Consider the following 14467-nt stretch of genomic DNA (forward strand, 5'->3'; position numbering starts at 1 on the left):
ATTCCTTCCAACGCCCAATGTGGCGGGCGCTTAATGAATTCCGGGACCGATGATTCTCATTATTCTCTGTGAAAATCCCGGTAACCGCCGAATTAACCCACGCTGTGTTCCAGGCTAATCGCCAGTAACTTTTGTGCTTCTACCGCGAATTCCAGCGGCAATTCAGAGAAGACGTCCTTACAGAATCCGTTCACGATCATCGAGATGGCGTCATCTTCGCTGATACCGCGTTGCAGACAGTAGAACAGCTGGTCTTCACCAATTTTCGAGGTCGTCGCTTCGTGCTCCAGCTGCGCGGTATTGTTGCGCACTTCCACGTATGGGAAGGTGTGTGCGCCGCACTCGCTGCCGATCAGCATGGAGTCACACTGGGTGAAGTTACGGGCGTTGGTCGCGCTCGGCATGATCTTCACCAGACCACGGTAGGTGTTCTCACTGCGTCCGGCGGAAATCCCTTTAGAGATAATGGTCGAACGGGTATTTTTACCGATGTGGATCATCTTGGTGCCGGTATCGGCCTGCTGACGACCGTTGGTCAACGCGACAGAGAAGAACTCGCCGACGGAGTAGTCACCGCGCAGAATGACGCTCGGGTATTTCCAGGTGATCGCGGAGCCAGTTTCTGACTGCGTCCATGACATTTTTGAATGCTCACCTGCACACAGCGCGCGCTTGGTCACGAAGTTCAGAATCCCGCCTTCGGCGTCATCTTTACCGGAGAACCAGTTCTGCACCGTGGAGTATTTCACTTCGGCATTCTTGTTGATGATGACTTCCACCACCGCAGCGTGCAGCTGGTAGGTGTCACGAACGGGCGCGGAACAACCTTCGATGTAGCTGACGTAGCTGTCGTCATCGGCGATCAGGATCGTACGCTCGAACTGACCGGTTTTCGCCGCGTTGATGCGGAAATACGTCGACAGTTCCATCGGGCAGCGCACGCCTTTCGGGATGTACACAAACGTGCCGTCAGAGGCAACCGCCGAGTTCAGCGCCGCAAAGAAGTTGTCGTTCGCCGGTACAACCGTACCGAGATACTGACGCACCAGATCGGGATGTTCCTGAATCGCTTCGCTGAATGAGCAGAAAATAATGCCTTTTTCAGCCAGCTCATGCCGATACGTGGTCGCAACAGAGACGGAGTCGAAAATCGCGTCGACCGCGACTTTCTTGCCTTCACGGACAGGAACACCCAGCTGATTAAACGCATTCTCTACTTCGCTGGTCAGGTAATTATTCACGTCCGTAATCCCGGATTGCTGCTTGGCACCGGGCTCAGAGCCGCAGCTGTCATCGCAGTTACCGCAGGAAGGCGCGGAATAATAGCTATAGTCCTGATAGTCCAGTTTCTCGTAATGGGCTTTCAGCCAATGCGGTTCTTCCATCTCCAGCCACGCTTTGAAGGCATTGAGACGGAATTCCAGCATCCACTCAGGTTCGTTACGCTTCGCCGAGATCGCCCGTACGACATCTTCGTTGATGCCGTGCGCCAGCTCATCGGTTTCCAACTGCGTGAAGAAACCTTCTTTATAGCGTCCATCACCCATCCAGATCTGGACATCATCAGGTACATCTACCGTGCTACGTGCCATAATTTTTCATCACTTAAATGCCAAAGCTTTCGCCACATCCACAAGCATGCTGCGCTCTGGGATTATTAAACTTGAATATCTGATTCAGCCCTTCACGGACGAAATCAAGTTCTGTGCCGTCAATGAAAGGCATCGCCTTCAATGGGACATACAGTTTTGCGCCATCACGTTCGAACACCAGATCGTCGGTCTCGAACTCCTGTACCAGATCCAGCACATAGCCAAACCCTGCACAGCCTGATTGTTTAACGCCGAGCCGTAATCCTTGCACGGCTTCATCCTGCTTCATCAGATTCTTAATCTGCTTCACGGCGCTGTCGGTCAGCGTCAATCCTTGCCAGACATTTTCATCCAGTGAAAACGTCCCTACATTTTCCGCTTGCATATGGAATACCTCATTGCGTGTGGTACCAGTTTTAGGCTGGTTTCCCCTAATGTTAGTGATAATGAAACTAGCTTCAACCTCTTGTTTCGCAGGGCTATTCGTAACATTTCGGTTTTTAACGAGCCAATAGCGCTATTTTACACGTCTCTGACGCGTCAAACAATGCGGCAAAAAATCAACTAACCAATTGATAATAAATGAATTAAATTCATCACCCCTGTCCCTTTCGGGAAGGTAAAAATTATCATCTCGTTATCATTATTATAACATTTATCGACGATACCTATTTGTAAAAGAGGGAAGGTATATGAAGATTTATGTGATTTCCGATCGCACTTTTAACGCTAAAGCACATTTTACCCATTGATCATGGCCTTTTTTATTAATATGATAATGATTATCATTTAATATTCAGGGTCGATAACCATGCTTTCCATGAATGCCTGGCTGCACCACCAAATTGACGAATATAAATTTCAGATTCGCGATGCCACCGTTGATTTCTATATGGCGGAAGCTCGCCTGAACCGTCCGGGAAGCAATATTGACCATTTACGCCGCTATCATAACGCCTGCATGGACATGGTTGAACTCTGTTTGAGAAATGGCGATGACGACAGCTATCTGCATGCGCTGGTCAAACTGCACAATCGGTTGATTAAAGAGATTAATAATGAAGGGCGTTGCCACCTCTTTCGAGTGCAAAGTTACTACTTTGCCCGTAACACGCTGAAGTCGATTTGCCATCAGTTAAGCATGCAAGGCTCGTGGGATAAAGCCACCGCGTTTCAGACCGACTTCGTTAAGCGCGTGCCGTTTCTCCCCTGAAGAGCAATGTTTTCTTGAGAACAGTGTTTTCTTAAGAACAATGTTTTCCCAGAACAACGAAACCAGACCGGCCAGCAATCTGGTTTCGTGCTTCATGTTTACGGCGTAATGACCGACGTCGTCAGACGCGAAATGCAGCACAGGCGATTCTGATTATCAAAAATCTCAATCTGCCACACCTGGCTACGGCGGCCAACGTGAAGCGCACGGCATACGCCCCGCACTTCCCCTTCACGCACGGCTCGCAGATGGTTGGCATTGATTTCAAGCCCCACCACCTGCTGATCGCCCTCAGAACACAGATAGCCCGCGACGGAACCCAGTGATTCCGCAAGCACGACGGACGCACCACCGTGCAATAAGCCAAATGGCTGACGCGTGCGAGAATCCACTGGCATCACCGCTTCCAGAGAATCCTCCGCGATATGGGTATAACGGATACCGACATGACCCACCATACACGTTTGGCTCGGTTCGTTGAGCTGCTCAAGCGTAACCTGTCGTTTCCATAGCATCAGATAATCTCCAGCAAGGCCTGTAGCGGATGGCGCAATGCGCTGCCTTCCATGCGTTTCACCTGGCTGCGGCACGAATAGCCCGTAGTCAGGCAGCGTTTCTGCGGTAACTTCTGCAACACCTGCTGCCAGGAAAGCGCATAGATTCCCTGCGAGTTAGCGAGGTTCTTGGTTTCATGCCCGTAGGTTCCCGCCATGCCGCAACATCCGACACTGACATTCTCCAGTTTGGCACCAAAGCGCGAGAAGATATCGGACCACTGTTTCGTGCTGATCGGCAGCGCCGTGGTTTCCGTACAGTGCCCCAGCAGATACCAGGATTCGCCAGTGGCAGGCTGCGGCGTGCTGTCTGCCAATGCCGTCACTAGCCATTCATGCACCAGTTGCACCTGAAAATCGCCACGCTTCTCGCCCAAAATTTCACGGTATTCGTCGCGATAGCACAGCACCAGCGCAGGATCGACGCCTACCATCGGCATTCCCAGTTTGGCGACGCGGTTCAGGAAATCTGCCGTCTTCGAGGCCGTTTTGGCAAAACGTTGCAGGAAGCCTTTAATGTGTTGCGCCTTCCCGTTCGGTGAGAACGGCAACAGGACTGGCTTCAGCTTCAGTTTTTCGATCAGATGGACGAAATCTGCCACCACTTGCGCATCGTAATAGCTGGTAAACGGATCCTGCACGATTAACACGTACTGCTGGCGTTTCGCTTCCGGCAACTGTTCCAACTGCTCAAGCGTGGTGTTGACGCCGCTGTGTCCTGCAAATTGCTGGCGCAGCGATGGCGATGACAACAGGGGCAAATCAACCATGCCGATCTGGCTGCGGCTCAGGTTATTCAGCAGCGGCATTTTCAGGAAGAAGTTAAACGTCTTCGGGCTGCGTGCCATCAGCGGCGCATAGCTTTCGACACCGGCAACCAGATAGTCACGCACCGGACGCAAATAGCGCGTGTGGTAAAGTTGCAGGAAGCGAGAACGGAAACCGGGCACGTCAATCTTGATAGGGCACTGAGTTGAGCAGGCTTTACACGCCAGACAGCCCGACATCGCGTCTTTAACTTCGTGCGAGAAATCGTAATCCCCTTGCTTCGCCTGCCAGGTATTGCGGGTCTTCTGGATAAAGGCTCGCAGGCTCAGTTTCTGCTGCGGCAACGCTTTCTCCAGCGCTACTGGATCGACGCCCTGCTCCGCCAGCAGGCGTAACCATTCACGCACCAGCGTCGCACGGCCTTTCGGAGAATGAATCCGGTTGCCGCTGATTTTCATCGACGGGCACATTGGGCTACGGGCATCAAAGTTAAAGCACAGACCATTGCCGTTACATTCCATCGCGCCACGGAACGCCGTACGCACCGTCAGCGGGATCGTGCGGTCGAACGTGCCGCGCTTGACCGCATCGACTTTCATCATCGGCGCATCCACGTCTAGCGGCGCACAAATCTTACCCGGATTAAGTCGGTTATCAGGGTCGAACGCGGCCTTGATGCGGCGCAGTTCGGCATACAGTTCTGGCCCAAAGAATTCGGGGCTGTACTCAGCGCGGAAGCCTTTACCGTGCTCACCCCACAGCAGACCGCCATATTTGGCCGTCAGCGCGACAATTTGGTCAGAAAGCTGTTTCATCAGCATTTCTTGTTGCGGGTCGCACATATCCAGCGCCGGACGAACGTGCAGCACCCCAGCATCCACATGACCGAACATGCCGTACGTCAGGTTATGGCTGTCCAGCAGCGCGCGGAACTCTTCGATGTAATCCGCCAGATGCTGTGGTGGCACGCAGGTATCTTCCGCAAACGGAATCGGCTTCGCGAGCCCTTTGCTGTTGCCCAGCAGCCCGACGGCCTTTTTCCGCATGGCATAAATACGCTCGATGCCGGCCAGATCGTTACAGGTTTGGTAACCAATCACCCCGCCTTCTCCGTTTGCCAGCAGCGTATCCAGCCGTTGACAGAGCGAGTCGACCTGCCCGTTAATCAGTGCTTCATCATCACCTGCGAATTCAACGATATTCAGGCCGAGCATTTCCTGATTAGGCACATCGGTAATCAGTTCGCTAACGGAATGCCAGACGATATCTTCGCGGGCAAGGTTTAAGACTTTGGAATCCACGGTTTCAACGGATAACGCCTTCGCTTCCACCATGAACGGCGCATTGCGCAACGCGGAGTTGAAGGAGTCGTATTTGATATTGACCAGACGACGGCTCTTCGGCAGCGGCGTGATATCGAGCTTCGCTTCGGTGATAAACGCCAGCGTGCCTTCCGCCCCAGTCAGAATACGCGTCAGGTCAAAGGTGCGGAGATCGTCGCTGAACACATGACGCAGGTCATAACCCGTCAGAAAACGATTCAGCTTAGGGAATTTGTCGATAATCAACGCGCGCTGTTCGCGACAGCGGTGCAGCACCGTATGGTAAATACGGCCGATGGCGGAATCTTCTAACGCCAGCTTCTCTGCCAGTTCTATCGGCATCGCCTGCGTATCCAGCATTTCGCCACCCAGTAGCACCGCACGCAGCCCCAGCACATGGTCTGAAGTTTTCCCGTACACCAGCGAACCTTGCCCTGAGGCATCGGTATTGATCATGCCGCCCAGCGTCGCCCGGTTACTGGTCGACAGCTCGGGTGCGAAGAAATAGCCATAAGGCTTCAGATACTGGTTAAGCTGATCTTTAATGACGCCAGCTTCGACGCGCACCCAGCCTTTCTCAGGATTGATCTCCAGAATGCGGTTCATATAACGCGACATATCGACCACGATGCCGCGATTCAGCGCCTGCCCGTTCGTTCCTGTCCCGCCACCGCGTGGAGTAAAGGTCAGCCCTGAAAAACGCGTATCGCCCGCCAGCCGTGAGAGGATCGCGACATCAGCGGTTGAACGGGGGAAAACCACCGCATCCGGCAAAAGTTGATAGATGCTGTTATCCGTTGCCATCGTCAGACGATCGGCATAATTGGTCGCCGTATCGCCTGTGAATCCATTTTTCTTCAATGCTTCCAGAAAATTAAGCACCGGCTGGACCAGCCCGGGAGATTGCGTGATCTGTGGGATCATTATTTTTTGACCCTGTCCGTACATGATGTGTTTGCCAATATGTCGTGATATGCCTGTGAAGAGCCCGATATAGCCGCTCTGTCATCGGGGACATCACGTTTTATCACATTTCGCAATCGTGTGCGCTCCCGGATCGGCAAAAACATACAGCGTGTTGGCTAATGGCCGTTTCACCAACAAAATGTTCAACACGCTGTCAAAACCCTCGGAAATATCTCATGATGGCTCGTGACTACATGGCTTCACCCAAGCAACCTCGCCTAAGCCCTTTCTTTGCTATTGAGGAACGATTCATTGAGCAAATATTCCCAGCCACCACGATTTGATCTGGCCAGAATCCTGTTCAGTCTGGTGTTTATTACCATCATGATTATTGCCTGTTTTTGGGTGGTACAGCCTTTTATTCTGGGATTCGCCTGGGCATGTATGGTGGTCATTGCCACCTGGCCGATGCTGATTAAATTTCAGGCGCTATTATGGGGGAGACGTTCTCTCGCCGTGCTCGTTATGACGCTGCTGCTCATCCTGCTATTTATTGTCCCGATTGCCGTTCTTGTGAGTAGCGTGGTGGAGAACAGTTCGGCGCTAATGAGCTGGGGAGCCAGACAGGAAAACTTTTCGCCGCCAGCGCTGGAGTGGCTGACGTCCATTCCTTTAGTCGGTGAGAAATTATTCAACAGCTGGCAGACGCTGCTGCAAAGCGGCGGCAGCGGTCTTTTCGCCAAGGTGCAGCCCTATTTTGGTAAAACCGCAACCTGGTTGGTTGCACAGGCGGCGCATGTCGGGCGCTTTCTGATGCACTGTTCCCTGATGCTGATCTTCAGCGCCCTGCTGTATTACAAAGGTGAAGCCGTTGCGAAGGCCGTGCGACATTTCGCTATCCGGCTGGGACAGGAGCGCGGCGATGCCGCTGTGATTCTGGCAGCGCAATCAATTCGCGCCGTCGCACTGGGCGTGGTGGTAACAGCCATCGTGCAGTCGGTATTAGGCGGGGTTGGTCTGGGGCTGTCTGGGATTCCTTACACCACGCTATTAACCGTGCTGATGTTTCTGTGTTGTCTGGCACAGCTAGGGCCGCTTCCGGTATTGATTCCTGCCATTATTTGGCTGTATTGGACGGGCGATAACACCTGGGGCACCATTTTACTGGTCTGGAGCTGCGTCGTTGGCACCATCGATAACGTTATCCGCCCAGTATTAATCAAAATGGGTGCCGATCTTCCTATGTTGTTGATTCTTTCCGGCGTGATTGGTGGATTGCTGGCATTTGGCATGATAGGGATATTTATTGGCCCGGTCGTCCTCGCCGTTTCCTATCGTCTGCTGTTTGCCTGGATGCGTGAAATCCCCGAACCGCAAAACATCCTTCCCGTTAATACGTCTAACACCACAGATAAAGAGTAAGACCGACAGTCACCATTTCCTCTTCCCGTGGGCGGTACGCCGCCCACGCATTCCCTCTCTTCGCATCGCTTCTCCGCCATTATCTTTCGTGCACGGTTTTGACACTATTTTTCGGTGCTATCATTCCCTTACCTTTTCAATAGGTAAAAATAGCTAATGATTAACCCTCTATTCTTAGGGATTAGTCCTAAAAATTTTGATATCATTTATCTAATGCATCAATATTATTGACAATGTAAAAACTCCGAGAGGCCAATTCTTAAAAGATAATTAACTATTAGGATGATTCTTAATGACTGAATAGGGCATAATCCATAGGATAAATACCGGAGCTAGTATTAACCTACTGTTTGTCAATGAGGTTTCCTCCTCGTCAGAGTTAGTAACGAATTGCTGTGTGTAGTCTTTGCCCATCCCCTGAGATGGGCCTTTTTTTTCCTTTCATTTGTCTTCCATTCAATTACGCTTCATCCCTTTTTTGTTACTCTCCTGTCTGCCTACCCTCAGTTCAGTTTTTCAGGAGTTTTTCATGATGCCTCTTGCCGCGAAGAGATTGCTACTCTGTGGCTTATTCAGCCTTCTGACAGCCTGCGATAATCCAACGCCTACGACACAGCGGCCTTTGTTGACCATTGAAGGCAAAACCATGGGGACGTTTTACAGCGTAAAAATTAGCGGCGACGTCACCGAAGACAAAACGCAGCTGCAACGGGAAATCGATGTCCTGCTGGAGCAAGCCAATGACGATATTTCTACCTACCGTGACGATTCAGTCCTGTCGCGTTTTAACCAGTACCGAGGAACGGATCCCCAGCCCATCAGCAATGGCATGGCGGATATCATTCTGGCCGCGCTGCGTATCGGTAAAGCCACGCACGGCGCGATGGATATCACCGTCGGCCCGTTGGTTAATCTCTGGGGATTCGGCCCACAGAAGCAGCCTACGCGGATTCCCAGCCAGCAGCAGATCGATGTAGCGCGGCAAAATGTCGGGCTGCGTCACCTGAAGCTGATCGGTGACGAAAAGGGAGAATGGATTCAAAAAGATCTCCCAGATTTGTATGTGGACCTCTCCACGCTAGGCGAAGGATACGGTGCCGACGTTCTCGCGCAGTTAATGACGCGTAAAGGGATCACCAATTATCTGGTTTCCGTCGGTGGCGCGGTTTCCAGCCGTGGAGTGAACGCCGAGGGTACGCCGTGGCGCGTGGCGATACAGAAACCCACCGATCAGGAAAATGCAGCACAGGCGGCGGTGAATTTGCAGGGGTATGCAATCAGCACATCCGGCAGCTATCGGAATTATTTTGAAGAGGACAGCAAGCGCTATTCGCACGTTATCGATCCCGAGACGGGCAGACCGATTACTCATCAGCTAGTTTCTGCAACCGTGATTGCACCAACCGCGCTGGAAGCCGATGGTTGGGATACCGGTTTGATGGTGTTGGGAACGGAGAAGGCGTTGAAACTGGCAGAACAACAGGGGCTAGCGGTTTATCTGATTACCAAAACGGATAAGGGCTTTAGCGCGGTGATGACACCACAGTTTAAATCCTTCCTGATTGCAGCACCGTAAGAAACGAAAAGGCCAACGGCAACCCCATCGCGATGAGATCGAGATACACGGGGCGACCACGAAGTGAGGCATCCCTGCGGGAACCTCATCTCCGTGTTTCCCCTAAAATCTGACATCGTCGGTTACTATGACGCCCGGCAGTCACCGAGCGTCATAGCATTCACCGTACTGATTACTTGTGCTCAGCCAGATTCAGCCAGGTTTGCACCACGGTGTCCGGGTTAAGCGACAGGCTATCGATGCCCTGCTCCATCAGCCAGATCGCGAAATCTTCGTGATCTGACGGACCTTGACCGCAGATACCGACGTATTTGCCCTGTTTCTTGGCGGCCTTGATCGCCATCGACAGCAGCGCCTTCACCGCATCGTTACGTTCATCAAACAGCGACGATACCACGCCAGAGTCGCGATCCAGGCCCAGCGCGAGCTGCGTCATGTCGTTTGAGCCGATAGAGAAGCCATCAAAGTGTTGCAGGAATTCATCGGCCAACAGCGCGTTGGACGGAATTTCGCACATCATGATGATTTTCAGACCGTCTTCGCCACGGCGCAAACCTTGATTCGCTAGTTCAGCCACCACCGCTTCCGCTTGTGCCACAGTACGCACGAATGGGATCATGATCTCGACGTTCTTCAGTCCCATCACGTTACGCACGCGTTTGACGGCTTCGCATTCCAGCGCAAAACAGGCCTTGAAGTCCGGCGACACGTAGCGACCCGCACCGCGGAAGCCCAGCATTGGGTTCTCTTCTTCTGGCTCATAGCGCTCACCACCGACCAGATTGGCGTATTCGTTCGATTTAAAATCGGACAGGCGGACGATAACGCGCTTCGGCGAGAATGCGGCTGCCAGCGTCGAAATCCCTTCCGTCAGACGACCTACGTAGAATTCCACCGGATCGTCGTAGCCCTGCATCAGCGTTTTGATCTCACGTTGCACTTCAGGAGCTTGCTGGTCGAACTCCAGCAATGCACGCGGGTGTACGCCAATCATGCGGTTGATGATGAATTCCAGACGCGCCAGACCGACGCCATCGTTTGGCAAGCAGGCAAAATCAAATGCGCGGTCAGGGTTACCCACGTTCATCATGATTTTCAGCGGCAGTGCTGGCATTTCATCAATCTGTGAACTCTTCACGGAGAAGTCCAGCAGATCCTGATAGACATAGCCCGTGTCGCCTTCCGCACAGGAAACCGTCACTTTCTGCCCTTTGCGCAAACGCTCGGTTGCATCGCCGCAGCCCACGACGGCCGGAATGCCCAGCTCGCGTGCAATAATCGCCGCGTGGCAGGTACGTCCACCGCGATTGGTGACAATCGCCGCCGCTTTCTTCATGATCGGTTCCCAATCTGGGTCGGTCATGTCGGTTACCAGCACATCGCCCGCGTTGATCAGGTGCATCTCGCTGATGTCCTGAATCACTTTCACTTCGCCCGCACCGATGCGGTGACCGATCGCACGACCTTCCACAAGCACCGTACCGCTGGCCGGCAGGTGGTAACGCTCCATCACCTGACCGTTGGAGCGAACCGTTTCCGGGCGCGCCTGCACAATATAAAGCTTGCCGGTATGACCATCTTTCGCCCACTCGATGTCCATCGGACGGCCGTAGTGTTTTTCAATCAGCAGTGCCTGACGCGCCAGCGCCTGCACTTCATCATCCGTCAGGCTGAAACGCGTCGTTTGTTCTGTCGGCACATCTTCAATCCGCACCTGCTTGCCATGTTCCTGGCTCGCGGCATACACCATACGGATTTTTTTCGATCCCATATTACGGCGCACAATCGCAGGTTTATTGTTCTGCAACGTTGGCTTATGAACATAGAACTCGTCTGGGTTCACCGCGCCCTGCACCACCATTTCACCCAAACCGTAAGCCGACGTAATGAACACAACCTGATCAAAACCGGATTCGGTATCAATGGTAAACATCACGCCCGCAGAGGCCAGATCGGATCTCACCATGCGCTGCACACCTGCCGACAGCGCCACGCCACGGTGGTCATACCCCTGATGTACACGATAGGAGATCGCACGATCGTTAAACAGCGATGCAAATACGTGCTTCACGGCCACCATCACCGCATCAATGCCCTGCACGTTCAGGAAGGTTTCCTGTTGACCGGCAAAGGACGCATCCGGCATATCTTCTGCCGTAGCGGAAGAACGCACAGCAAACGAGGCGTCTTTCTCACCGTCGGCCAGTTGCTGGTAGGCGTCACTGATTGCCTGCTCCAGCTCTGGCTGGAAAGGCGTATCAATAATCCACTGGCGGATCTGCGTACCAGCGCTCGACAGCTGGCTCAGATCGTCAATATCGGTGCGATCGAGCAGCTCATAAATGCGCTGGTTAATCCCGCTTTGATTAAGAAAATCATTAAACGCCTGCGCCGTTGTCGCAAAGCCGTTGGGAACGGCTACGCCCAATCCTGAAAGGTTGGTGATCATTTCACCCAGAGAGGCATTTTTGCCTCCCACCCTTTCAACGTCGTGCATACCGAGCTGGTTATACCAAAGGACATTACGCAAATCAGGGCCGTTATTGGACATCGAAAATAATCCTTTCTGCATACAATTAGGGTATGAAAGAGTTCGGTTGAGAATCGCCTCAACGCAATCAGGTTAGCATAGCGTTTTGATGAACATGGACAGGTGAATCGATCAACCTATGAAAAAAAACTGATTTCACGGTGAATGATTGCTTAACGCGGTAAAAATCCAATATCGTAGAAGATTAGTATTCTTTATCATGAAGATAATGAAATGGCGTTTTAATAAAAGTATTCTTTAAACGCAATTTTTGACGAGGTTAACGTGTTCGAGTTGTCTAAAATATCAACAGGGGGTTATGTGGAAAGAAGCGTATTTTATGTCTCGGACGGTACGGCCATTACGGCAGAAGTACTGGGCCATGCGGTGCTGTCCCAGTTCCCTGTGAACACGGTTAGCTATACCTTACCTTTCGTGGAAAGTGAAGCGCGCGCCAAAGCCGTGTGTGAGCAAATCAATACGCTGTATCAGCAAACCGGTGTGCGACCGCTGGTGTTTTATTCCATCGTCACCCCGACCGTGCGTAACATTATTACCAGCAGCGAAGGGTTTTGCCAGGACATCGTACAAGCGCTAGTTGCTCCCTTGCAGGAAGAATTGAACACGCCACCGACACCGATTGCCAACCGCACTCACGGTTTAACGGCCAATAACCTGAGCAAATACGACGCCCGTATCGCCGCCATCGACTATACGCTGGCGCATGATGACGGTATCTCGCTGCGCAATCTCGATCAGGCACAGGTTATTCTGCTGGGCGTGTCGCGCTGCGGCAAAACGCCGACCAGCCTGTATCTGGCGATGCAATTCGGCATTCGCGCCGCCAACTATCCTTTTGTTGCTGATGATATGGATAACCTGCGCCTGCCCGACGCGTTGAAACCTTTCCAGCACAAGCTATTCGGGCTCACCATTGATGCCGAACGGTTGGCGGCCATTAGGGAAGAGCGCCGGGGCAACAGTCGCTATGCTTCGTTGCGCCAGTGCCGCATGGAACTTAGTGAAGTTGAAGCGCTATTTCGCAAACACCAGATTAAATATCTCAATACCACCAATTATTCCGTTGAGGAAATTTCCGCCAAAATCATCGACATTCTCGGCATGAGCCGAAGAATGTACTAGTACATGAGAGATTTTTTACCCTGATGCGGTTGTAATGTGCGCCAGTTCGTTTATTGTGTGCTCCATCACTTCCCGGCATTTCGCCGCTGCGAAGCAACCTTTTAGTCGGAAACATAGCCTGAAAACGCTGTCTGAAAACACCGCCATGTTTATTCATTTCGGTGACGGCAGGTTTTCGGCTTGACCGTATTCAGAGATAAAACATGCTGCAAACAGATGAACTGCGGAGCGCGCGCATCGAGAGTCTGGTTACGCCTCAAACGTTACTCGCCAGACTCCCGATTACCCCTGCCGTTGCCGAAAATGTCACCTCGTCACGCAAAAACATTGAAGCCATTCTAACCGGTCAAGATCCCCGCCTGCTCGTCGTGATTGGCCCCTGTTCGATCCATGACACCGACAGCGCGTTAGATTATGCACGCCGTCTAGCCGCGCTGCGCACGCAGTATCAGGATCGACTGGAAATCGTCATGCGCACCTATTTTGAAAAACCGCGCACGGTGGTGGGCTGGAAAGGACTCATTTCCGATCCCGCACTTAATGGAACGTTTCAGGTGAATGAAGGGCTGGAGATTGCGCGCCGCCTGCTGCTGGACGTCAATCAGCTTGGATTGCCGACCGCGACGGAATTCCTCGATATGGTCACCGGCCAGTATATCGCCGACTTAATTAGCTGGGGTGCGATTGGCGCGAGAACCACCGAAAGCCAGATCCACCGCGAAATGGCTTCTGCGCTGTCCTGCCCTGTCGGCTTCAAGAACGGGACGGACGGTAATACACGTATCGCCGTTGATGCCATTCGTGCCGCTCGCGCCCAGCATATGTTTCTCTCGCCGGATAAGCAGGGCTTCATGTCGGTCTACAAAACGCAGGGCAATCCGTTCGGCCACATTATTATGCGTGGCGGGAAAAAGCCGAATTACCACGCGGAAGATATCGCCGCGGCCTGTGCTCACCTGCGTGAATTCTCGTTGTCCGAGCATCTGGTGATCGATTTCAGTCATGCCAACTGTCAGAAACAGCATCGCCGTCAGCTCGACGTAGCCGATGATATCTGTCAGCAAATTCGTGCCGGTTCACGCGCCATCGCGGGCATCATGGCGGAGAGTTTCTTAATTGAAGGCAATCAGCCAGCGATCAATCCTCTGGCATTGACATATGGGCAATCCATTACCGATCCTTGCCTGAGCTGGCAGGACACCGAAACGCTGCTGGCACGTCTGGCGGACGCCGTCGACAGTCGTTTTTAATCCGATATACGCTGGCACACTCACCTTCCCCCGGTAGTGTGCCAGCCGTTTTCCAGCTTTCCCGTCACTTATTCCGCTATCTCGTCGTATGTAACCGCAGTACGTAAATACCTCTTACGATTCCTCTTATTCCACTTATTAAGAAAACTTCACTTGAGGTTGCGTTTTTGTTACATGAAAATGATTCTCAT

Annotated in this window: 10 protein-coding genes and 1 other RNA gene; 6 read left to right on the plus strand and 5 right to left on the minus strand. The window is 52.4% G+C overall.

All coding sequences use genetic code 11. The features are described from left to right. Positions 1-92 precede the first annotated feature (92 nt). On the minus strand, positions 93-1592 hold the full coding sequence (gene sufB, locus BJJ97_RS17800) for a Fe-S cluster assembly protein SufB (protein WP_039481195.1): 1500 nt from the start codon (positions 1590-1592) through the stop codon (positions 93-95). A gap of 13 nt (positions 1593-1605) precedes the next feature. Beyond that, a complete protein-coding gene (sufA, locus tag BJJ97_RS17805; protein WP_005970398.1) occupies positions 1606-1977 on the minus strand; it encodes a Fe-S cluster assembly scaffold SufA in 372 nt (123 codons plus the stop codon). Positions 1978-2403: 426 nt separating this feature from the next. Here sufA and BJJ97_RS17810 point away from each other — a divergent pair, with 426 nt between their 5' ends. Then, positions 2404-2805, plus strand: a complete 402-nt coding sequence (locus BJJ97_RS17810) for a hypothetical protein (RefSeq protein ID WP_095699828.1) — start codon at positions 2404-2406, stop codon at positions 2803-2805. 98 nt (positions 2806-2903) lie between these two features. Here BJJ97_RS17810 and menI read toward each other — a convergent pair whose 3' ends face one another. Then, positions 2904-3320, minus strand: a complete 417-nt coding sequence (gene menI, locus BJJ97_RS17815; RefSeq protein ID WP_095699829.1) for a 1,4-dihydroxy-2-naphthoyl-CoA hydrolase — start codon at positions 3318-3320, stop codon at positions 2904-2906. Then, positions 3320-6373, minus strand: a complete 3054-nt coding sequence (gene ydiJ, locus BJJ97_RS17820; protein ID WP_095994821.1) for a D-2-hydroxyglutarate dehydrogenase YdiJ — start codon at positions 6371-6373, stop codon at positions 3320-3322. The genes menI and ydiJ overlap by 1 nt, the downstream gene beginning before the upstream one ends. 294 nt (positions 6374-6667) lie before the next feature. On the opposite strand from ydiJ, the gene ydiK reads away from it, so the two are divergent. The 3 genes from ydiK (at position 6668) to apbE (ending at position 9353) form a co-directional block, all read left to right on the plus strand. Then, positions 6668-7777, plus strand: coding sequence for an AI-2E family transporter YdiK (gene ydiK / locus BJJ97_RS17825; protein ID WP_095994822.1), 1110 nt, complete (start codon positions 6668-6670; stop codon positions 7775-7777). Between the two features lie 326 nt (positions 7778-8103). After that, an RNA gene (gene rprA, locus BJJ97_RS17830) (antisense sRNA RprA) lies at positions 8104-8215 on the plus strand. A gap of 91 nt (positions 8216-8306) precedes the next feature. Beyond that, positions 8307-9353: an FAD:protein FMN transferase ApbE gene (gene apbE / locus BJJ97_RS17835; RefSeq protein WP_095994823.1), complete on the plus strand. Its 1047-nt coding sequence runs from the start codon at positions 8307-8309 to the stop codon at positions 9351-9353. 172 nt (positions 9354-9525) lie between these two features. On the opposite strand, the gene ppsA is transcribed toward apbE, so the two are convergent. Then, positions 9526-11904: a phosphoenolpyruvate synthase gene (ppsA, locus tag BJJ97_RS17840; protein WP_095994824.1), complete on the minus strand. Its 2379-nt coding sequence runs from the start codon at positions 11902-11904 to the stop codon at positions 9526-9528. 300 nt (positions 11905-12204) lie between these two features. On the opposite strand from ppsA, the gene ppsR reads away from it, so the two are divergent. Beyond that, the gene (gene ppsR, locus BJJ97_RS17845; protein ID WP_095699834.1) at positions 12205-13026 is read left to right on the plus strand and encodes a posphoenolpyruvate synthetase regulatory kinase/phosphorylase PpsR; all 822 of its coding nucleotides are present in this window, start codon (positions 12205-12207) and stop codon (positions 13024-13026) included. Positions 13027-13229: 203 nt separating this feature from the next. Next, complete coding sequence (locus tag BJJ97_RS17850) at positions 13230-14276, plus strand: 3-deoxy-7-phosphoheptulonate synthase (RefSeq protein ID WP_095994825.1); 1047 nt, start codon at positions 13230-13232, stop codon at positions 14274-14276. Positions 14277-14467 lie beyond the last annotated feature (191 nt).

Origin of the sequence: Pectobacterium polaris (genome assembly GCF_002307355.1) — a bacterium.
Lineage (GTDB): Bacteria > Pseudomonadota > Gammaproteobacteria > Enterobacterales > Enterobacteriaceae > Pectobacterium > Pectobacterium polare.

Excerpts from the sequence above, each read along its gene's own strand:
- BJJ97_RS17810 (WP_095699828.1), top strand. The coding sequence starts at position 2,404 with ATGCTTTCCATGAATGCCTGGCTGCACCACCAAATTGACGAATATAAA.
- BJJ97_RS17850 (WP_095994825.1), top strand. The coding sequence starts at position 13,230 with ATGCTGCAAACAGATGAACTGCGGAGCGCGCGCATCGAGAGTCTGGTT.
- ydiJ (WP_095994821.1), bottom strand. The coding sequence starts at position 6,373 with ATGATCCCACAGATCACGCAATCTCCCGGGCTGGTCCAGCCGGTGCTT.
- menI (WP_095699829.1), bottom strand. The coding sequence starts at position 3,320 with ATGCTATGGAAACGACAGGTTACGCTTGAGCAGCTCAACGAACCGAGC.
- sufA (WP_005970398.1), bottom strand. The coding sequence starts at position 1,977 with ATGCAAGCGGAAAATGTAGGGACGTTTTCACTGGATGAAAATGTCTGG.
- apbE (WP_095994823.1), top strand. The coding sequence starts at position 8,307 with ATGATGCCTCTTGCCGCGAAGAGATTGCTACTCTGTGGCTTATTCAGC.
- ppsA (WP_095994824.1), bottom strand. The coding sequence starts at position 11,904 with ATGTCCAATAACGGCCCTGATTTGCGTAATGTCCTTTGGTATAACCAG.
- sufB (WP_039481195.1), bottom strand. The coding sequence starts at position 1,592 with ATGGCACGTAGCACGGTAGATGTACCTGATGATGTCCAGATCTGGATG.